This is a genomic window from Sneathiella sp. D3-11 (assembly GCF_055809395.1).
The window spans coordinates 2,262,426-2,283,977 of the sequence record NZ_CM147911.1; the positions used below are offsets into that span (position 1 = coordinate 2,262,426).

18 protein-coding genes are annotated in these 21,552 nt (G+C 50.5%); 8 read left to right on the plus strand and 10 right to left on the minus strand.

What is annotated here, in order from left to right; all coding sequences use genetic code 11:
- The 8 genes from AC0L73_RS11555 to AC0L73_RS11590 all read left to right on the plus strand — a co-directional run bounded on the left by AC0L73_RS11555 (position 1) and on the right by AC0L73_RS11590 (position 10,397).
- Entirely contained in the window at positions 1-2,181 is a 2,181-nt protein-coding gene (locus tag AC0L73_RS11555; RefSeq protein WP_473653806.1) for a primosomal protein N', read from the plus strand.
- A gap of 202 nt (positions 2,182-2,383) precedes the next feature.
- The gene (locus AC0L73_RS11560; RefSeq protein ID WP_473653807.1) at positions 2,384-2,944 is read left to right on the plus strand and encodes a F0F1 ATP synthase subunit delta; all 561 of its coding nucleotides are present in this window, start codon (positions 2,384-2,386) and stop codon (positions 2,942-2,944) included.
- On the plus strand, positions 2,944-4,473 hold the full coding sequence (atpA, locus tag AC0L73_RS11565; protein ID WP_227948065.1) for a F0F1 ATP synthase subunit alpha: 1,530 nt from the start codon (positions 2,944-2,946) through the stop codon (positions 4,471-4,473). Before AC0L73_RS11560 ends, atpA begins: the two co-directional genes overlap by 1 nt.
- Positions 4,474-4,504: 31 nt before the next feature.
- A complete protein-coding gene (locus tag AC0L73_RS11570) occupies positions 4,505-5,383 on the plus strand; it encodes a F0F1 ATP synthase subunit gamma (RefSeq protein WP_473653808.1) in 879 nt (292 codons plus the stop codon).
- A gap of 50 nt (positions 5,384-5,433) precedes the next feature.
- On the plus strand, positions 5,434-6,855 hold the full coding sequence (atpD, locus tag AC0L73_RS11575; RefSeq protein ID WP_227948063.1) for a F0F1 ATP synthase subunit beta: 1,422 nt from the start codon (positions 5,434-5,436) through the stop codon (positions 6,853-6,855).
- 26 nt (positions 6,856-6,881) lie between these two features.
- A complete protein-coding gene (locus AC0L73_RS11580; RefSeq protein ID WP_227948062.1) occupies positions 6,882-7,283 on the plus strand; it encodes a F0F1 ATP synthase subunit epsilon in 402 nt (133 codons plus the stop codon).
- Positions 7,284-7,454: 171 nt separating this feature from the next.
- Complete coding sequence (locus AC0L73_RS11585) at positions 7,455-8,795, plus strand: FAD-dependent oxidoreductase (RefSeq protein WP_227948061.1); 1,341 nt, start codon at positions 7,455-7,457, stop codon at positions 8,793-8,795.
- Positions 8,796-9,086: 291 nt separating this feature from the next.
- The gene (locus AC0L73_RS11590; RefSeq protein WP_473653809.1) at positions 9,087-10,397 is read left to right on the plus strand and encodes a sensor histidine kinase; all 1,311 of its coding nucleotides are present in this window, start codon (positions 9,087-9,089) and stop codon (positions 10,395-10,397) included.
- A gap of 46 nt (positions 10,398-10,443) precedes the next feature.
- Here AC0L73_RS11590 and AC0L73_RS11595 read toward each other — a convergent pair whose 3' ends face one another.
- From AC0L73_RS11595 to AC0L73_RS11640, 10 genes are all read right to left on the minus strand, one after another.
- Positions 10,444-11,904, minus strand: coding sequence for a PilZ domain-containing protein (locus AC0L73_RS11595; protein ID WP_473653810.1), 1,461 nt, complete (start codon positions 11,902-11,904; stop codon positions 10,444-10,446).
- A gap of 336 nt (positions 11,905-12,240) precedes the next feature.
- Positions 12,241-12,720 carry an RNA pyrophosphohydrolase gene (locus tag AC0L73_RS11600; protein ID WP_227948058.1) on the minus strand — a complete coding sequence of 160 codons (480 nt, stop codon included), beginning with the start codon at positions 12,718-12,720 and terminating at the stop codon, positions 12,241-12,243.
- A gap of 2 nt (positions 12,721-12,722) precedes the next feature.
- Entirely contained in the window at positions 12,723-14,375 is a 1,653-nt protein-coding gene (locus AC0L73_RS11605) for a divergent polysaccharide deacetylase family protein (protein ID WP_473653811.1), read from the minus strand.
- Positions 14,376-14,466: 91 nt separating this feature from the next.
- Positions 14,467-15,759: a S41 family peptidase gene (locus tag AC0L73_RS11610; protein ID WP_227948056.1), complete on the minus strand. Its 1,293-nt coding sequence runs from the start codon at positions 15,757-15,759 to the stop codon at positions 14,467-14,469.
- A complete protein-coding gene (locus AC0L73_RS11615) occupies positions 15,759-17,087 on the minus strand; it encodes a murein hydrolase activator EnvC family protein (RefSeq protein ID WP_473653812.1) in 1,329 nt (442 codons plus the stop codon). Before AC0L73_RS11615 ends, AC0L73_RS11610 begins: the two co-directional genes overlap by 1 nt.
- Positions 17,074-18,657, minus strand: a complete 1,584-nt coding sequence (gpmI, locus tag AC0L73_RS11620; protein WP_227948054.1) for a 2,3-bisphosphoglycerate-independent phosphoglycerate mutase — start codon at positions 18,655-18,657, stop codon at positions 17,074-17,076. Before gpmI ends, AC0L73_RS11615 begins: the two co-directional genes overlap by 14 nt.
- Positions 18,658-18,699: 42 nt before the next feature.
- Positions 18,700-19,158 (minus strand): 23S rRNA (pseudouridine(1915)-N(3))-methyltransferase RlmH, encoded by a 459-nt coding sequence (rlmH, locus tag AC0L73_RS11625; protein ID WP_227948053.1) that lies wholly within the window; start codon positions 19,156-19,158, stop codon positions 18,700-18,702.
- Between the two features lie 41 nt (positions 19,159-19,199).
- Entirely contained in the window at positions 19,200-19,559 is a 360-nt protein-coding gene (gene rsfS, locus AC0L73_RS11630; RefSeq protein WP_227948052.1) for a ribosome silencing factor, read from the minus strand.
- A gap of 75 nt (positions 19,560-19,634) precedes the next feature.
- Entirely contained in the window at positions 19,635-20,240 is a 606-nt protein-coding gene (locus AC0L73_RS11635) for a nicotinate-nucleotide adenylyltransferase (protein WP_227948051.1), read from the minus strand.
- A gap of 7 nt (positions 20,241-20,247) precedes the next feature.
- Positions 20,248-21,534 (minus strand): glutamate-5-semialdehyde dehydrogenase, encoded by a 1,287-nt coding sequence (locus tag AC0L73_RS11640; protein ID WP_227948050.1) that lies wholly within the window; start codon positions 21,532-21,534, stop codon positions 20,248-20,250.
- Positions 21,535-21,552: the final 18 nt, after the last annotated feature.

The following is a 21,552-nucleotide window of genomic DNA, read 5'->3' on the forward strand; positions in this document are numbered from 1 at the left end:
ATGAGCAGCACAATTAAACATCGTCGCGTTCGTGTTCTTCTGCCTCTCTCGATTGGAGATGTCTACGACTACCGCGCGCCCACCTCTCTTGACGTTGAAATCGGGCATTTTGTGACTGTTCCTCTAGGCAGGAGAGAAGTAACAGGCGTGGTTTGGGAAGAGGCGGCCAATTCTGATCTCGCCGAGGACCGGATGAAGGATATAATAGGCGTTCTGCCTTGTGAAAAGCTTCCACCGGAAAGCCTGAAGTTTATTGACTGGGTTGCGCAATATACCATGCAGCGGCGCGGTAAAGTGCTCCGTATGGCGATGAGTGTGCCCGATGCCCTTTATCCGAAAGCACCGCGCATCGGGTATCGGTTTACTGGCGAGATGCCAGAAAAACTTACGGCCGCGCGACAGCGGGTTCTTGATGTGGTATCTGAGGGCGGAGCGCAAACGGCGACAGATTTGGCGGCAATCGCTGGGGTGAGCACATCTGTTATCAAAGGACTTGCCGACAAGGGGACTTTGGAAACTGTTGATCTACCGGCGGAGAGCCCGCTTCAGTCAGCAAACTGGCAACATGCCGCCTTCGATCTGTCTCCGGATCAATTGACAGCAGCGAAAGCACTTACTGCAAATGTTTCGGATGACAACTTTCATGTTGCCCTTCTGGAAGGTGTGACTGGATCTGGCAAGACAGAGGTCTATTTTGAGGCCATTGCCACCTGTCTGAAGGAAGGCCGACAGGCGTTGGTCCTGCTTCCGGAGATTGCGCTGACGGCACAATGGCTTTCCCGATTCGAAGATCGCTTTGGATCCAAACCAGTGGAGTGGCATTCAGATCTGAGCCAGTCGATGCGACGGCGCAACTGGCGCGCGGTAATCGATGGGCGAGCTGATATTGTCGTTGGCGCGAGATCGGCGCTATTTCTGCCTTTTGCAAAGCTTGGTCTCATCATAGTGGATGAGGAGCATGAATCCTCCTTCAAGCAGGATGAAGGCGTTCCTTATAATGCACGGGATATGGCGGTGGTGCGTGGCAAAATAGGAAGCTGCCCTGTTGTCTTGGCGTCGGCGACGCCGTCGCTAGAAAGTCTGATAAATGCTCGTTCCGGAAAATATGAGCATCTCCTGCTGCCCTCCCGTTACGGCGGAGCGACGCTTCCGGACGTAAATATAGTAGATCTCAAGCAGCATAAGTTGGGATCACAGCGCTGGATATCAGATCCGCTCCGCGTGGCGATGGAAGAAACACTTACTAAGGGGCAACAGGTGATGTTGTTCCTGAACCGGCGCGGCTATGCGCCCCTTACCCTTTGCGATACATGTGGTCATCGGCTCCAATGTCCGCATTGCAGCGCGTGGCTGGTAGAGCATCGCCTGATGAAGCGTTTGCAATGCCATCACTGTGGCTTTACAACCGCGCTTCCGAAAAACTGTAGTGAATGTGGCGCTGAGGAAAGTTTCAAGGCCTGCGGTCATGGTATTGAGCGGCTGGTTGAAGAGGCGGAGGCCCTGTTTCCGGATCGGCGGATCGCTATGATGGCGAGTGATACAATTTCAAGCCCGCGTGCGGCGGCGGAATTTGTCGCGGCGATGGATCGCGGGGAGATTGAAATCCTGATCGGGACTCAAATCGTTGCGAAGGGGTATCATTTCCCAAACCTGACATTGGTCGGAATTGTCGATGCGGATTTGGGGCTTGCGGGTGGCGACCTCCGCGCAGCGGAGCGAACTTATCAGCTGTTGTCTCAGGTTACCGGGCGCGCTGGGCGCGAATCCATCACCGGTAAAGTGTATTTACAGTCCTATCTACCGGAGCATCCGGTTATCGAGGCGATCGCCAAACAGGAAGGCGAGGCATTTTTCAAGCTTGAGGCTGAAGGACGGGAAAGTGCCGGGATGCCACCGTATGGTCGCTTGGCGGCACTGATTTTGTCTGGTCCTAATGCCGAATCAGTCGCTAATTTTGCGTCCGATCTTGCAAGACAGGCTCCTATGGGTGAGAAAATTAGGGTGCTGGGGCCTGCGCCCGCGCCTCTGTCCATGATCCGGGGGCGACATCGCTACCGATTTTTGGTGAAATGCACAAAAGATATTCAAATTCAGTCTGTCCTTGGAAAATGGCTGCAAGGGCGCAAAGTTCCGAATAATATCCGGCTGCAGATTGATATAGACCCGTATAATTTCATGTAAAAATGGGATTTATCGGGTAGTCGGGTCGCAAAATAGAAAATTTGGTGAATAAACTGGTGTGCAGCATATTGCCACCCGGAATTCCCTGTGCTAATAACCCCGTGCCTTGACGTTGGGGACCTGAAAGGGTGTCTATTCGGGAGGGGGATTTCAATTTTGTCGGACGTAATTCACGTCTTTTTTCAGTCCTGGGGATCGTTTCTTGTCAGCTGAGAACATAACAGTTTCCGGTATCGCGGGTCGTTATGCAACGGCTCTGTTTGATTTGGCTGTTTCGGCCAAAGAACTTGATGCCGTCGCCGGTGATCTGGCGACACTTAATTCAATGATGGATGAGAATAAAGATCTCGCCCGTCTTGTTAAAAGCCCGATTATCAGCCGCGCTGATCAGGCCCGTGCGATGGGCGCCGTCCTTGAAAAGCTGAATGTTGGCGATCTGGTCCGCCGGTTCATCGGAACCGTTGCGCAGAACCGTCGGCTTTTTGCGCTACCTGGCATGATCGGGGCTTATAATCAATTGCTTGCAGCTGAGCGTGGTGAGGTTGTTGCCCGTGTCAGTTCTGCCAAGAAACTCAGTGAAAGTCAGCTAAACGCTGTGTCATCGGCCCTTAAATCTGCCATCGGCAGTGATGTTAGTCTCGAATCGGATGTCGATGAGAGCCTGATTGGGGGCCTGGTAATAAAGGTTGGTTCACGAATGGTCGATAACTCGATCCGGACTAAACTTCAGAATCTTAAGTTTGCGATGAAAGGGGTTGGGTGATGGACATCCGCGCCGCAGAAATTTCCGAAATTCTTAAACAACAGATTGCGGGTTTTGACACGCAAGCTGAAGTCTCAGAAGTTGGCCAGGTGCTTTCCGTCGGTGACGGTGTGGCACGCGTATATGGTCTGGACAATATTCAGGCCGGTGAAATGGTCGAATTTCCAGGTGGTATTAAGGGGCTGGCCCTGAACCTTGAAACCGATAACGTCGGTGTCGTGATTTTCGGTTCTGACCGGGACATCCGCGAAGGCGACACGGTGAAGCGGACGGGCGCGATTGTTGAAACCGGCGTTGGCAAAGGGTTGCTGGGTCGGGTTGTTGATGGTCTTGGTAACCCCATCGATGGCAAGGGTCCGATCGACGCCACTGAAACCCGCCGGGTTGACGTTAAGGCACCGGGCATCATGCCACGTAAATCTGTGCATGAGCCGATGATGACAGGCCTTAAGGCTATTGACAGTCTCGTGCCGGTTGGACGTGGGCAGCGTGAGCTGATCATTGGTGACCGCCAGACGGGTAAGACGGCTGTTGCCGTTGACGCCATCCTCAATCAGAAATCGGTAAATGCCGGAGACGATGAAGGCAAGAAGCTCTATTGCGTTTATGTCGTGATTGGGCAGAAGCGCTCTACTGTTGCGCAAGTTGTGAAAACACTTGAAGAAAACGGGGCGCTTGAATATTCCATCGTTGTTGCGGCTACGGCTTCCGATCCGGCGCCGTTGCAGTATCTCGCGCCTTTCACAGGCTGCGCGATGGCTGAATATTTCCGCGATAACGGTATGCACTCACTGATCATCTATGATGATTTGTCGAAGCAGGCTGTTGCGTATCGTCAAATGTCCTTGTTGCTTCGCCGTCCGCCAGGACGTGAAGCTTATCCGGGGGATGTTTTCTATCTTCATTCTCGCCTGCTGGAACGCTCGGCGAAGCTGAACGAAGACAATGGCTCCGGTTCCATGACAGCTTTGCCTGTTATTGAAACTCAGGCAGGTGACGTGTCAGCCTATATCCCGACTAACGTGATCTCCATTACCGACGGTCAGATCTTCCTGGAAACGGAGCTGTTCTATCAAGGTATTCGCCCGGCCATTAACGTTGGTCTGTCGGTCTCTCGTGTGGGTTCATCTGCACAGACGAAAGCCATGAAGCAGGTCTCCGGGTCTATCAAGTTGGAACTCGCGCAGTATCGTGAAATGGCGGCTTTCGCGCAGTTCGGTTCTGATCTTGACGCCGCGACACAGCGCTTGTTGGCGCGCGGTGCACGCCTGACTGAGTTGTTGAAGCAGCCGCAGTACAGCCCGCTGACTATGGAAGAGCAGGTCGTCGTGATCTTCGCTGGTGTGCGAGGTTATCTTGACGGTATCGCAGTTGGTCAGATTGGAGACTTCGAAAAGCAGCTTCTCTCTGAAATGCACGCCAAACATCAGGATCTTCTGGATACCATCCTGAAGGAAAGCGCGCTGTCCAGTGAAAGCGAAGCGAAGTTGAATGACATTCTTGACGGCTTCTCGAAGACGTTTGCGTAAAAGTTGAGCTTAGGAAAGGGATAGCCGTAACATGGCGAACCTTAAGGAACTCAAAAATCGGATCGGTAGCGTTAAATCGACGCAAAAGATCACTAAAGCCATGAAAATGGTGGCGGCGGCGAAACTCCGTCATGCGGAAGAAGCCGCGAATGCTGCACGTCCCTATGCTGAGCGTATGGACAGCATGATGGCGTCACTCGCGAGTGGAATGGCTGGTCGTGATGATGCGCCGAAGCTTTTGTCTGGAACGGGTAGTGATCAGCGGCACTTGATCATTGCGGCAACCGGTGAACGTGGCCTTTGCGGTGGTTTCAATAACTCGATCGCCAAAGCAGTGTCGCAGCGGGTCGACAAGCTTATCGCGTCGAGCAAGGAAGTCAAAATCCTCTGTGTCGGTAAGAAGGGGCGTGATGCCCTCAAGCGGAAGTATGGTCATCTGATCATTGATCTGGTCGATCTTTCCGGTTCCAAGCGGATCGGGTTCAGCGACGCTTTGCCGATTGCTCATCGTGTGCTGGGAATGTTCGATGCTGGTGAATTTGACGTCTGCACGATTTTTTATGCGAAGTTTGTTTCGGTCATGACACAGGAAGTTCAGGGGCAGCAGATCATTCCTGCACCTGTAACTGAAAATGCTACGACAGAGACAAGTGATGTTGTTTACGAATATGAGCCGGATGAGGAAGAAATTCTCGCAGAATTGCTGCCTCGGAATCTGTCTGTGCAGATTTTCCGGGCGCTTCTCGAAAACTCCGCCTCTGAACAAGGCGCGCGTATGTCGGCAATGGAAAATGCAACACGAAATGCCGGGGAAATGATCGATAAATTGACCCTGCAATATAACCGTGAACGTCAGGCTGCGATCACGAGCGAACTAATTGAAATTATATCCGGTGCGGAAGCTCTGTAGCTTCTCAATCGATTGTTAAGAACTGAAGTGACCCTGTAGGGAGCATGAAAATGGCAAAGAATGTCGGCAAAATTACCCAGGTATTGGGCGCCGTCGTAGACGTACAATTTGAGGGAGAACTGCCCTATATCTTGAACGCTCTGCATTGTGAAAATAATGGCCAACGGCTGGTGCTGGAAGTAGCGCAGCATCTTGGCGAAAATACTGTCCGTACGATCGCCATGGACGCGACCGAAGGTTTGGTTCGTGGTCAGGAAGTGACAGATACGGGTGATGCCATCCGCATGCCTGTTGGGCCGGAAACGCTGGGCCGCATCATGAATGTTGTGGGTGAAGCTGTGGATGAGCGCGGGCCGGTTAAAACCGATAAATCAGCGCCGATTCATGCACCTGCTCCTGACTTTGCTGATCAGTCAACGGAATCGGAAATCCTAGTGACCGGGATTAAAGTCGTTGACCTTCTCGCACCATACGCAAAGGGCGGTAAGATTGGCCTCTTCGGTGGCGCGGGTGTTGGTAAGACGGTTCTGATTATGGAACTGATCAACAACGTTGCCATGGGCCATGGTGGATATTCGGTGTTTGCTGGTGTGGGTGAGCGTACCCGTGAAGGTAATGACCTCTACTATGAAATGATTGAAGGCGGCATTATTGACCTTGAAGGCGACAAATCGAAAGTGGCGCTTGTTTATGGTCAGATGAACGAACCTCCTGGAGCGCGTATGCGTGTTGCTCTGTCAGGTCTGACACAAGCGGAATATTTTCGTGATGTTGAAGGTCAAGACGTTTTGTTCTTTATCGATAACATTTTCCGCTTTACGCAGGCAGGTTCTGAAGTGTCAGCTCTGCTGGGTCGTATCCCGTCAGCTGTGGGTTATCAGCCGACGCTTGCAACCGACATGGGAGCACTGCAGGAACGGATTACGTCCACAAACAAAGGATCGATCACGTCGGTGCAGGCCATTTATGTTCCGGCCGACGATTTGACTGACCCGGCGCCTGCTACCTCTTTTGCCCATCTGGACGCGACAACCGTTCTTTCTCGTCAGATTGCAGAACTTGGTATTTATCCGGCTGTTGATCCGCTCGATTCAACTTCCCGCATGCTTGATCCGGCTGTTGTTGGTGACCGGCATTATGCGATTGCGCGTGAAGTTCAGGAAACACTGCAAACATATAAGTCGCTGCAGGATATTATCGCAATTCTGGGCATGGATGAGTTGTCAGAAGAAGATAAGCTAATCGTTGCCCGCGCCCGTAAGATCCAGCGTTTCCTCAGCCAGCCTTTCCATGTGGCGGAAGTGTTTACCGGTTCACCCGGTAAATTCGTGAAGCTTGAAGAAACACTCGACGCATTCGAAAAAATCGTTGCTGGTGAGTATGACGAGCTTCCAGAGGCTGCCTTTTACATGTGCGGTGGTATCGAAGAAGTGCTTGAGAAGGCGAAGAAAATGGCAGCGGAAGCTGCTTAATCATCGCCGCCTGAAGGAGTATTGAGATGGCTGACATGATCACCATGGATTTGGTGTCTCCCGAAAAGCTTTTGCTTTCGGATGAGTTTGAAATGGTTGTGCTGCCAGGCGCCGAAGGAGATTTCGGCGTTTTGGCGGGTCATTCACCGATTACGTCATCGCTGCGGCCCGGTGTAATCAGCATCTATGAAGGCGATAAGGAAAAAGAGCGCATTTTCGTTAATGGCGGATTTGCTGAAGTTTCCAATGATAAATTGACCGTTCTCGCAGAAGAGGCCGTTTACGTTGCCGATCTTGACCAAGCTAATCTGGAACAGCGCATCCAGAATGCTCGCGAGGATGAAGAAGATGCGAAGGATGATGAAACTCGTCGCCGCGCCGCGGAAAACCGGGACCACTTGCAGCAACTGCTGGATGCGATGAATTAAGCAAATATTGTCATAGTTAATATAAAAGGGGCCTATTCGGGCCTCTTTTTTTATTGCCTGACTTTATTTTCGGGCGGCATTTCAAGAGTTAGCAGTCGCTGAGCCGGTTGCGGAGAGTCGCCAGAAAAAGTTGAGAGTAGCTGCCTATCATGACGGAGGTTTTGTAGTTTAATGCCGCATCGGGAACTTGGGAAAAGGGCAATTGTTATTGGTAGCGGCTTTGCCGGATTGTTGTCTGGCCGCGTTTTGGCGGACTATTTTACAGAAGTCACGATAATTGAAAGGGACGCCGAGCCAAAAGAGCCGGGTCCGCGCAAAGGGGTTCCTCAAGGCCATCATATTCACGTCCTGCTGAAGGCCGGAGAGAAGGCGCTGTCGGATCTGGTTCCGGGAATAGTGGATGACCTGCTTCAAAAAGGGGCGACGAATGCTGTTCTTGGCAAGGACGTTCGTTGGCATCTGGCAGGTAATTGGTTGCCCCCCTTTAAAAATGGAATGACCACTTTCTTTCAGTCTCGACCGATGTTGGAGCATGTATTGCGCTCCCAGGTTTCACGTATTGACAACATCAACATTCAGTATGGACGGCGCAGTCTGCATTACGGGCTCGACCCAACTGGAAAGAAAGTTGAATCTGTAACAGTTCAGGATATTGCAACTGGCGAGGAGAGCGAGCAAAAAGCGGATCTAGTACTTGATGCCTCAGGCGCGGGAACGGATTTGTTGAAACAACTTTCTGCCTTTAACTTTCCAATCCCGAGGGAGAGTGTCGTCGAGCCTGATTTTGCCTATTCGAGCGGTTTCTTTGAAATACCCGAGAATTGGCAAGATAAATGGAAGAGTATTCTCATATACCCAAAAGCCCCGGAGGGAACCCGTGGTGGGGCATTTGTGCCCGTTGAGGGTGGCAAATGGATGGTGACGGCTGCGGGTTACTGCGGCGATTATCCGCCAACGGAAATCGATGGTTTCCTAGGATTCTTGAAATCATTACCGGAACCGGATGTGTTCAATGCCGTATCCCAAGCGAGCCTTATTGGTGACCTGCATTCATTCAAGTTCAAGAAAGCTGTGCGCCGGCACTTCGAAGAATTAAAACATTTCCCAAAGGGTCTGCTCGTGATGGGGGACGCAGTATGCCGGGCCAACCCTTTCTTTGGTCAGGGAATTACGGTTGCGGCGCTGGAGGCGCAGGCTCTTCAGAAACTTTTGGAACAAAAGGTCTCTAAAGGCGATCCGTATATAGATAACCTGGCGGGCGGCTTTTTTAAGGAGATAGCCAAGGTACTCGACATTTCCTGGGGTATGGCAGTGGGTGAGGATTTCAAGTACCCAGCCACAAAGGGAAAACGACCGGGAAGTTTTGCGATTACCCGCTGGTTTAAAGATAAAATTATGTCTGCGAATGACCCGGATGTCGCAAATCAGTTCTACAAGGTTATGCATTTTGTTGACAAGCCGATCAAGTTGGCTAAGCCGAACATACTGTATCGGGCATTCATCAAACGCTAGGAAATCCGGGGTATATTGTATATTTTAAATTGCTAAAATATGAGCAAAAAGTAGGCCGTTTAACGCCTCATTAACCTTTATATTCTATGTTTTTAAAGTGGAAAAGAGTATTGGGTGAAAGAAAAATTACCCATAAAAACAGGTTAGAAAATATACATGATGTCCTTCGGACGAATTGCTAAGCATTTTGGCGACGGCAAATTCAAAATTGATATATTTTCTCTTCACTTTAAAGAAAAGGAAGTGGAGAAGCTCCATAATGCGCTAGAGCTAGAAAAAGCTTTGCCTGTGATGCGTTTATCTTTAGCCGGCGCTGTTCTTATCTATGTAACTTTTGCATTACTGGACGCTTACGCAATTCCCGAGGTGCTTTATGAGGCATGGGCAATTCGGTTTTTGATCATCTGCCCGATATTCATTCTTGCCGCTGTTGCAACATTCTGGGCGCCAACAAAACCTTATGCCCAGCCAATCTCTGCTGTCTGTGTTCTAGCAAGCGGGTCAGGCGTTATAGCTATGATCGCGATTGCAGATCCGATTGGCGGCTCCATCTATTTCGCGGGCCTAGTACCGGTTTTCATATATACCTGCTGCGTGCCACCTGTTCGGTTCCTTTATGCGACGGCCGTAATAATTATTTTGTTGTTTCTGTATTTTACAGTGACATTATTCATCAATCCTGTGCCGTTTCTGGAATTATTCGAAAATGGCTTTTTCCTTGTTTGTGCCGCCGCGATGAGTGTTTTCGCAAGTTACATTCAGGAGCTTGCACGGCGAAAAGATTTCATCAATATGCAGATGCTCGATAAAGAGCGGGTGAAGAGTGATGTTCTGGCGGAAAAAGCACAGGCCGCCAATCATTCGAAATCTGAGTTTCTGGCTATTATGTCTCATGAACTTCGGACACCGCTCAATGCAATTATCGGCTTTTCCGAAATTCTCGAAAAAGAGATGTTTGGTCCGCTTGGCAAGGATCAATATAAGGAATACTCCAAGGACATTAATGTCAGTGGTCAGCATCTTTTAAGCATAATCAACGATATTCTCGATCTTTCGAAAGCAGAAGCTGGCAAGCTGATCTTGCAAGAGGAAGAAGTATCCATCGTTGATGTCGTCAATTCTACGCTTCGGATTATTCGCGATCACGCGGCGGAACGCGGCGTGCGTCTTGCTTTCGATGTACCGGTGCATGGCTATCAGATGGTTGGTGATCCACGCTTGCTGGCGCAGGTGTTTCTCAATCTCTTTTCCAACGCTGTGAAGTTTACTCACAAAGGCGGTTCCGTGGCGATCAGCTTTGAGGAAAAGGCATCAGGTAATCTTGCTATCCGGATAAAGGATACCGGTATTGGTATTGATCCGGAGAATATTGAAAAAGTCTTTGCACCGTTCGTGCAGATTGAAAGTTCAATGGCGCGGAATTATGAGGGAACAGGCCTCGGATTACCACTAACCAAGAACATTATGGAACTGCATAACGGCACCATCTCACTGGATAGCGAACTCGGAGAAGGTACCGTCGCCATCGTTGAATTCCCGAAAGAAAGATTGATCTATCAGCATTCGGGTGGTGAAAACAAAAAGCTAATGGCGCAGGTCTAATAATTGGCCGGCGACAGTGCAGCCTTTGTTTTCAACAGCAAAGGTTTTACAGCGGTTTGGTAACGATCAATAAATGGCAGTGACCTGTTGAATCAACTGAAATTTCCCGTGTCGCATTACCATCGAGATTACGTGCAAGGTCTAGCATTTCGTCTTCTGTCCGATGCACCAATGTCCAGTCAACAGCATATTCGACCTGCCACTCCAGACTTGTGTCTGAAGTCCTCATGCAGCCAATCATCAGCGTTCCGCCGGGGACAAGATTAGCGTAAAGGTCGTCGACCATTCTTGTCGCCCTTTTCTTGCCAAGGTAATCGGCAAGACCAACCGCATAGATCATATCCTGCTTTTCCAGCTTTCTGAACAGCTTGCCAGTAGCGAGGAACTCAAGGAACGTTGCGTGCAAGCATTTGACGGAAGCTTTTCCTTCCAGCCTGGCAACTTGCGGGTATGTACTGTTATAGGCATATGAAAGGGCATCATGGTCCTGATCGATCAGGGTAAATTCCATGTTCAACGGTGGAGTCATTGATTTAAGGAAATTTGCGACTTCCTGCGCCGGTCCGCACCCAAGACTGGCCACTCTGAAGGTTTTCTGGCCTCTTGCCGCCGCGCCGTTGCTCAATTTGGCGATGGCCTGCTTAGTCATGGTCATGCGCGTCGTGATAAACTCACCGGTGGAAGTGCCAAGCCTGTGGCAAAATTTTGCGTAGGCTGTATCTCCTTCCAGGGAGAGATTATAAGCGTAATTCATAACTTGATAATCTCCCGGATAGCCGAGAGGTTTCATGTAAGCCCTGTTCCAGCTCGCGCCAGGTAATAATTCCGGCGTTAACACCAATTCGGTATATGTTTTGGTCGCTGCAATGACCGCCTCATCATCGCCGAGATCTTTAGTGATCTGCAGGCATCTTTTGGAAATTTCTTCCCAGCGGGACAGTGCCTTTGTCTCGCAGGCAAGGATAATGTCCTTTATCCGTTCGTCACGCCGGGAATCTTCCGGGTTGAGATCTTTCTCGACTTTATCCAGTACCTTGTGAATGGAGCGGAGCATATAGACCGCGTCGCCGATTGCTTCCTTGTAACTTGCCGGCACTAGATGCGATTGATCGGCCAGTCCGATGGTAACAGCCTCTTGGAGAGCAAGGTCATCATGCTGATCCAGGATTTTCTGTATGTCGAGAAATCCCTTAGTAAGCTCAATGGCTACCTTATGTTGGCTCTCGTGTGGTTCGATGCGGCGGATTTTGCCGTTTCCGACAAAAATCTCTGTTGATCCTAGCTTCAGCTTGAGTGGAACATCCTTGTTCATCTCTTCAAGCCAAGAAAAATTCTGCGGACTGACAAAGCTTATTCCGCTCATGCTGATATCGAAAAGATCGAAAGCTTTATCGTCGACTTTAACAACAGGCGAAATGCTGCTCATCAGGGTCTTCGCGTTAAATCGTTCGGCGCGATAAAAAACGCGTCTCCCTTCGCCCCCGGTAAGCTCTTCATAATGTTTCATATTACGCTCACTAAACGATTACTAGACATTTTTTAAATAAGCTACTGGTAGTATATGTATTTTGCAACCAGTTAAACTCTGAATTAACGATACAAGTAAATAACGAACAGTATGTTTTCTACCTGATCAAAAAATTAACCATAATGGTTAACTATAAAAAATTAAATACAGTTAACAATTGGTTAATATTATAATCGTATCTTAAATGGAAAGACAACCAGATAACACGCGAATTCTTAGTTAAGAATATAAATACTATATCTGGGGAATTATCGGCATATATTTAGTTTATTGCCCACAATTTGTGGCTGATGGTTGCCGATTTCACGCCGAAAATCAGATGTATGGAGAAAATTTATGTAAAATTGTCTCATAAAGATCACGCTTGAACGGCACAATCAGGCTTGGGAGTTCTGAAAATTCTGCCCATTTCCATTCGGCGAATTCAGGGTGATGCGTTTCAATATTGATGTCATGATCCTCGCCTAGATAGCGGAACAGGAACCATTTTTGCTGCTGGCCGCGATATTTCCCCTTCCAGACTTTACCGATCAGGTTCTTCGGTAAGTCATATGTGAGCCACTCATCCAGACCATGGATAAGCTCGACATTCCGCGTGCCAATTTCTTCATCAAGTTCACGAAGGGCGGCCTGAAAAGGGTCTTCTCCCGGATCGATCCCGCCTTGCGGCATTTGCCAGTGTTCTGTGACCATATCGATCCGCCGGCCAACAAACACCTGTCCCTTTGGGTTTAATACCATCATGCCTGCACAAGGCCGGTAGGGTAGATTTTCTCGTGATGCAGTTTCAGTCATGACTATTCTTTACCTTTTATGATGGCTGACACTGGCGCAAGAACCAGCTCTTTTTGATCCAGCGTATCGGCCCACTCAGACAAATGCCGAAATGTTACGCTGTGAGGATAGGCAATTCCGATGGCTGACCCCGTTCTTTTGGCGATAGCTTCCAGCTCGGCAAGGCGCGCATCGATAACAGCGCCATCGGCTTTATGATCCAGAAAACGGTCATTGCTGGCAACAGGAATATCCAGTCCATCGGCGATTTTTGCGGCTACACTATTGCTGGCCGTCCGACTATCCAGATAGAAAACGTCCTTATTCTTAAGAATTGCCAAAACGGGTCGAATGCTGTCGGCAGTCGCCGTAAATTTTGACCCCATTTGGTTGGTTACACCAGCATATCCCGTAAACCGGTCGAGAGCCCAATCAAGGCGCGTGAGGTTTTCGTTTTCATCCAAATCGGTCCTCATAGCTTGCGGCCCCGGATCAATTCGCGGATAGCCCACAGGCTCCATCGGCAGTTGGAGGAGCACTTCATGGCCTGCTTTGCGTGCTTGATCGACCAGTTCTTGCAGGTTCTGGCCATATGGATTGAACCCCAGCGTCACAGCAGCAGGTAGCTGTTTAATCGCCTCTCTCGTGCGGGAGGAATTTACACCGACCTCGCTGACCACGATCGCGATACGGGGGCGATTATCCGCATTATCAAAAGCGGCTGCATTTGCCTGCCAGAGTGGGGTTATCACCTTAGCCGCGATTTCTTTTGGCTCTGTCTCGCTTGCTTCGGCTTGAGATGCGGAAAAAGTAGGGGGCGAGAAATTTTCCGGCGCTTCTTTCGATGCGTCGGTTTCATTTTTGACCGGCACATCTGCGGGCGTTAGCCTTTGCTCCGCAAATTCAGGCTTGGCAGATGGTGCAGTAAGTTCAGGCTGAAGGATACTCAGGGCCTCAGTCTCGACGAGTGCTTCTGAGGCGGCTTCGCCCGCCCTTTCCTGTAAATCCGGTGTTGCTTCCACTGTTATTTCATCGGGGGCCTCTTCATCTGCAGCAGGCTGATGCGGAGAAATACCTGTTGGCGATGGCGCTCTCTCCGGTGTGTCAACAATCGCATCAGCTTCCTCCTCTGTACCTGAAGGAGTTTCTTCTTGCCGTGTACTGGGGGCGTCTGTCTCGGAAGGAGTGTATAAATCTTCGGCCAGTTCTTCCGGATCTGCCGCGCGTGCGGTAACTTGCGGGGAGGCGGATACTGGCGCGACAGGGTCAGGGGCAATGCTTGCTCGGGTTTCCGTTGGAATATTTGCAGGCTTATCTGAACTTTCGTTCTCTGGCTTAGGTTCATTCTCTAACTCCGGCAACTTGTCCGCTTTTGGAGTCAGGGTGTTTTTAGAAGGGGCCGACGATATCTCTGGTTTAGGAGGCCCATCCGGGAGGGGTGCCGTATCATCATTTTCCGCCTCTGACGGCAGCTGTGGCATAGCTTCAATCGGTGCATCAATTGCTGTGCTGGCTGTTATAACAGGGGCGATGTGCTTGTCGTTATGTTTGCCAAAAAAGCTCCAGCTACTGACGCCGATAACAGCAAGAATAACGGCCAGAGAAAGTATAAATAAAACCGACACCTTGTTTTTCGGTGTCGGTTTTGAAGTATCGTCTGATTTCAGCTTTACCACAGTAATCCGCCGGTGTTTTCAATCCTGCCGGCGCAAGCAATGTTGCCGGACCTTATCTAAATTCGCCGGGAGGATTAAGATATACAGCTGCTTATTTGGCATCCTTTTTGGCAAAAAGCCAGACACCTTTTAACAGATCTTTCGCACGAAGCAGTTGATAGTCGAGAATTTCCTCTTCTACCACGGCTTCCACTGTCCCATCTCCTGAGGAGTCTGCTTCATCACCATTTTCCAGATGATTTCGCAAATCAGCCTCTGACCGTCCGCTCGCAGTTTCCAGAACCTCGAGCTTCGCCTGTGCCACTTCGATGTCCGGAACAATACCCTTGGCCTGGATGGAGTTTCCAGACGGCGTGTAATAGCGCGCCGTTGTCATCCGCATAGCCCCGTTCCCTTGCAATGGAACGATAGTCTGTACAGACCCTTTACCGAAACTTTTAGTGCCAAGGATAACCGCCCGACCATGATCCTGAAGGGCGCCGGCCACAATTTCAGAGGCACTAGCGGAGCCGCCGTTAATCAGGACAACAATCGGTTTTCCGTCGACGATGTCATCTGGTTTCGCATTATACCGTTGCGCGTCATCTGCCTCGCGGCCTCGGGTCGAGACAATCTCACCTTTTTCAAGGAAGTCATCCGACACTGAGATAGCCTGATCGAGCAGCCCACCCGGATTGTTCCGAAGATCAAGAATGAGGCCCTTGAAATCGCCGTCCGCTTCTTCTTTCAGGCGGCTAATCGTCTTACGCAAGCCATCATCTGTTTGTTCGGTGAAGCTGGAAATTCGAACATAGAGGATGTCGTCGTCCTCAAGCCGACCACGAACGGACTGCACGGTTATAATGGCACGGGTCAAGGTAATCTCAAGCGGTTCCTTCTCACCGGTGCGGCGGATGGTGAGTTTGAGATCTGTGTCGACCAACCCACGCATTTTCTCAACTGCTTCGGCAAGTGTGAGGCCGAGCACTGCCTCATCATCAAGATGCGTAATATAGTCGCCTGCAAGAACGCCTGCTTTGGCCGCGGGTGTATCGTCGATTGGCGCAACAACCTTGACCAAGCCGTTTTCCATGGTCACTTCAATGCCAAGTCCGCCGAACTTACCGCGGGTTTGTACTTTCATGCCGTCATAGTTTTTAGGATTGAGATAGCTTGAATGCGGATCGAGAGAGCTGAGCATGCCATTAATTGCGGCCTCAATCAGCTTTTCGTCATCGACCTCTTCAACATAGTCTTCGCGGATTTTTGCAAATACATCGCCAAACAGATTCAGTTGGCGGTAAGTTTCGGAACTGGCCTCAACGCGGTCATCAGGCGTCGCAATAATGGCGACCGACAATATGAGTACCGACGCGGCCAATACTCCTGTTACAAACTGTCTCATTATCCGCTAACCTTTCTATTCTCCGCCATTAACCAGGGGACAGGGTCAATGGGCGCACCGTTGTTTCTAAGCTCCATATAGAGCTTTGGGTTTTCTTTACTACTTTTTTTCATTTGCCCGACCGGTTCCCCGGCAAGCAATAATTGTCCGACTGTTCCGTCAATAGATCCCATGCCAGACAGCAGTGTATGGTATCCGTCACCATGGTCAATGATCAGCAATAATCCATAGTGCCGGAAAGGACCGGCAAAGGCAATCTGACCATCGAATGGAGAGATAACAGCCGCCTCGGGCCGGGTTTCGATAACAATTCCCTTTTTGTGACCCGCCGGGTCACTTTCATCATATTTAGTAACGATCCGGCCGCCAACCGGGAAAGGAAGGAGGCCCTTTGCCTCCGTGAAATGGCGTGCCGTTCCGATGCTTGCCAATTTTGGAGAAATCTTCGGTTGCGTGATTACTATACTGTCTTCGGATTTCTGCGCTTCTGCAATCGCTTTCGCAGCAATGGCTTTCTTCTCTTTTTCTTTCTCGGCAATTTCCCGCTGAAGTCGGGCTTGCTCGTCGGCTCTTTGTCTTACCTTGTCATATTCCAGCCGCTGCATAAGTGCTTCTGTATCGCGTACGTCAGACGTTAGTTTTTGAAGCCTTTGCTGTTCGGTTACGCTGGCGACAGAGATTTTTTCCTGTGCGGCACGTTTCTCGGCGAGCAGTTGATCGAGTTTCCCCTGTTCGGCTATACGCTTTTCGCGCAGTGTGACAAATTCCTCTCTCTCGGTAGCATATTGCGCGCGAAGGCTTGCTAGGGCGTCAAGCTGACCAGAGAGTTGATCCGCTTCTCCTTTCAATTTTGGCAATATGGATTGTAACAGGGACGATGCACGCAAGCTATCTACCAGTCCGCTCGGATTCCCCATCAGTGTTCCTTCCGGCTGGCGGCTAAGATTAACAAGGGCCGAAAGCATGACGGCAAGGTCGCTATTTCTTCTGGAAAGATTTTGGAGCGTTTCATCCTCAACCTGCCGGATTTGATCAAGCCGTTCTTCCACGTCAACGAGATCTTGATCAAGCTGCGTAAGGTTGCGGCCAGCCGTAACCAGCCTTTGCTTGAGAACCTTGATTTCACCGCCAAGATTATCGAGCTGGCCGGAGAAATTTTCCTGACGGGCTTCCGCATCCACCAGTGCCTGTCGCAATTTCTCGAGATCGTTATCCTGAGACGCCGCCCAAGAGGCAACGGGCAGCAGGAATGACAACCCGAGAAACCCACAGGTGATACGCCACAAAATCCGGCGCAAACGAAAGGAACTGAACTCAGGACGCAACACGGTCTTTTTCCAGCTCCTCCCTCATATGTATGAGATTTGTACCGGTCATTTCCGAGGGGATATCCAAACCCATAAGATTCAGAACCGTCGGCGCAAGATCCGCCAGTGTTCCATCTTTGACGGATGCACGCTGCGGCCCAACGGCGAGCACGAAAGGTACAAGGTTTGTCGTATGCGACGTGTAAGGCGCCTGTGTTTTTGGATCGCGCATAACCTCTATATTACCGTGATCAGCGGTAATCATCATCGCCCCGCCTACGTCTTCGATGGTCTTGGCCAGTTTGCCGATACAATCGTCGATCACTTCCACTGCCTTGATCGCAGCCTCCATCACGCCTGTATGGCCAACCATATCGGGATTGGCGAAATTGACGACAATGAGGTCAAATTTTTCAGATTGAATGGCTTCTATGAGATTGTCACGGACTTCAAATGCCGACATTTCCGGCTTTAAGTCATAAGTTGCAACCTTCGGGCTCGGTACCAATAGGCGTTCTTCACCGTCGTAAACCTTCTCCTCCCCTCCATTCAGGAAGAATGTGACATGGGCGTATTTCTCGGTTTCCGCAATTCGAAGCTGCGTCTTACCCGCATTTGCTACCACTTCACCCAGCGTATGTTTGACCTCGACTGGTGGGAACAGAGCAGGGATAGAGTTTGAAAGCTCCGCCGAATACTCAACCATTCCCTTGATAGCCGCTAAACTCGGCCGCTTCTCCCGTTTAAATCCGCTAAAACCGTCATCAGTGATAGCAGTCAGAATTTCGCGTGCGCGATCGGCGCGGAAATTTGCCATGATGAAGGCATCTCCGTCCTGCAGACCTTCGTATCCATCTGCAATGTGCGGCTGGAAAAATTCATCTGTTTCTCCAGCATCATAAGCGCGCTTAAGCGCAGCGACAGGGTCAGTGAACTTCTCGCCGGATGCGGAAAAAATAGCGTTATAAGCCTTCTCAACACGATCCCAATTGGTGTCGCGGTCCATGGAAAAATAACGCCCGACGAGAGTGGCAATTCTAGCGTGATTGAGAGCGCCAAACTGTTTCACAATGTCTCTTGTGTAGTCAGCGCCGCTTGTCGGCGGCGTGTCGCGGCCATCCATGAAGCCGTGGAGGTAAACGCCAATGCCTGCGTCATCCATGATCTTTGCAAGCGCCACCACATGATCCTGATGTGAATGCACGCCGCCCGGGGACAGCAGTCCCGCAATATGACAGCGGCCGCCGGATATTTTCAGTTTGGCAATAACGTCCAGAAGTCCCGGGTTTTGTGACAGAGCGCCGGTTTCAATCTCGTGATTGATGCGGGGCAGGTCCTGAAGGATAATCCGACCACTCCCGATAGTCATATGCCCGACTTCGGAATTACCCATTTGGCCATCCGGCAGACCAACATCGGCGCCAGACGTGCCCAGCAAGCTATGCGGCTGGGTCGCTACCATGCGGTCCCAATTGGGTGTATTGCCTGCGGCAATCGCATTGTCGACGTCCGTTTCGCTATGGCCCCAGCCGTCAAGAATACAGAGCATAACGGGACGTGGGATAGTTGTAGAATTACTATGGCTTTTCATAGTCGCCTTTATAGTCCCGTTAAAATTAAGATTCCATTATAATCATGCGCGATGATACGGATGATTTGCCAAAATCGAGGAGGCCCGATAAAGCTGCTCCGCCAGCAGCCCCCGCACCATAAGATGTGGCCATGTCATGGTGCCAAGGGAGAGTAACTTGTCGGCTTTTGCCAGTGTTTCCTTGCTATGGCCATCCGCCCCACCGATCAGGAACGACACTGTTTGCACGCCATCATCGGCATATTGTCCAAGCATTCTGGCGAATTCGGGGCTGGTTATGCTTTTGCCCTTTTCATCAAGGGCGATAAGGGTTGAGCCGTTCGGTACGGCCCCCATTAGCAATGCCGCTTCGCGGGTTTTGCGTTTTTCCCCTTTAAGTGGCTTCTTTTCCTCAACTTCTTTCAAATCGAGGGGCCAAGGCAGGCGGCCTGCATATTCAGAATACATCGCCTGCAATGGACCGCCCCGAAACCTGCCGACACTGGCAATAACAAGGCGCATCCATTTATCCTTCAAGCGTATAAACCGAGCCCGAAAAGGCGCTAGTTGACCATTTCCATCGGTATGTCGGGTGCCCAGATTTTCTCCAGGTTATAGAAATCCCGAACTTCCGGTCTAAACAAATGAACGATGACATCACCAGCATCAACCAGTATCCAGTCACCGCCGGTTTGTCCCTCCATCCGGACTGAACCGAAACCTTCCTCCTTGATACGCTCTTTTAAATGATTAGCCATCGCCGCCACTTGACGGGTGGAGCGGCCATTGGCAATAACCATGTAATCAGCGAAGGAGGTTTTTCCGGCAAGGTCGATAGAGACGAGATCTTCCGCTTTGTCGTCGCTCAGTGTTTTTTCAACGAGATCGCGGAGTTTAGCAACTACAGCTTTGTTAGCTTTCATAATAGGGATCAATTATTCTCCAAAAAGTAATGATCATATTTCGTCCTTACACACCTAATTTGGGAATTTTTTGACTCAAGAGCAAGTATTTCCTGCAGTGTCATCATAATTTCTTATTTGCGTACTGCTAAGATTGATCACTGTTTCAGGGATGAACGCCCAGGCTGGCGGAGGCAAATCCGCCAGTTGGCGTCGGTAATCGCCGTGAAAAGAGTTCGGAACGCGCCTCTTTCGGTACATAGAAGCAACCTTTCCGTTCAACGCCTTGTATGTATGCCCAGGTCGGTTGAAAATTGCGACTGGAACCGTCTCCATTATCCGTTGCCACTGCTGCCACTCGGGAAGCTGAACCATGTTATCAGCGCCCATAAGCCAGACAAATTTATGTTGCGGATAAGTCACTTTCAGGGCGGCGATGGTGCGCGCGGTTCTTTGTTCGTTAATGCGGGCTTCAAAATCGGAAACATGGATTCTCGGATGGCGTGCCACTTTTTTTGCCGCCTTCAGCCGTTCCTCAAATTCCGCCATGCCTTTTGATGACTTTAACGGATTTTGCGGGGAGACGAGCCACCATATCTGATCGAGATTGAGAAGGCGAAGCGCCGCCAGGCTGATCTGCCGATGTCCTTCGTGTGCGGGATTGAACGATCCACCCAGCAATCCGATTTTTTGTGCCCTCATAAAACTGTCAGGGCCGGGTCTGGCCGGAGCCCTTGACGATATACTTAAAGCTGGTGAGCTGCTCGACGCCGACCGGGCCGCGCGCATGCATTTTCCCGGTGGATATCCCAATTTCTGCGCCCATGCCAAACTCTCCGCCATCGGCAAACTGTGTCGAGGCATTTTGCAGGACAATCGCACTATCGACTTTCCGCATAAACTCCGCTGCCGCGGACTCGTCTTCGGTGATGATGCAGTCCGTGTGATGGGAACCATATGTCTCGATATGCTGGATAGCGGCAGCTAGATCGTCGACAATACGAACAGAGAGGATCGGTTCCAGATACTCTGTTTGCCAGTCTTCTTCAGTTGCAGGAACGATGTTACTGTTCAATTTCTGAACTTCAGTATCGCCCCGCACTTCGCAGCCCGATGCAATGAGATCATTCAAGATAGCAGGAAGAAGGTCCTTGGCAACGCTACGATTAACAAGCAGAGTTTCAAGGGCGCCACACACGCTCACCCGCCGCATCTTAGAATTTAGGACTATGTCATGTGCCTTGGCGGGGTCTGCTTTTCCATCGATGTATATATGAACCAGTCCCTCAAGATGGGAGAAAACGGGAATACGGCTTTCTTTCTGCACCCGCTCAATCAGATTGCGGCCACCCCGCGGAACAATGACGTCTACAAAGTCGGACATTGTCAGCAGTTCGCCGACCGCCGCGCGATCAGTTGTCGGGATCATCTGGATCGCTTCCACGGGAAGCTCGGCAGCGGCCAGACCTTCCTGAAGGCAGGACCAGATAGCGCGGCTGGAATGATAACTTTCCGACCCTCCACGCAAGATACAGGCATTCCCGGATTTGAGGCAGAGGCTGCCTGCGTCTGCTGTAACATTGGGACGGGATTCATAGATGATCCCGATGACACCCAAGGGCACGCGCACCCGTGAAATGTGCAAACCGTTGGGTCGATCCCATTCGGCAATGATATCACCAACGGGGTCAGTTAGTTCTGCAATGGCCTCTAGACCCGCGGCCATGGCCTCAATCCGTGCGTCATTAAGCTCCAGACGGTCGAGAAGCGCAGCAGAAATTCCTTTTCCGCTGGCGGCGGCCATGTCTTTTGCATTTGCGGTCATGATCTCGCTTTTTCGGGCACGTAGGGCGTTTGCCGCTTCACGAAGGGCCTTGTTCTTCGTCTCCGTTGGGGCAAGGGACAGCTCACTTGCGGCCTTTCGTGCGCCGCGACCCAACTCTTCCATCATGCGGGCGATGTCGCCGCTATTGCTGATTTGAGGCAGTGCTGTCATTTTTTCTTCCCGTTTATC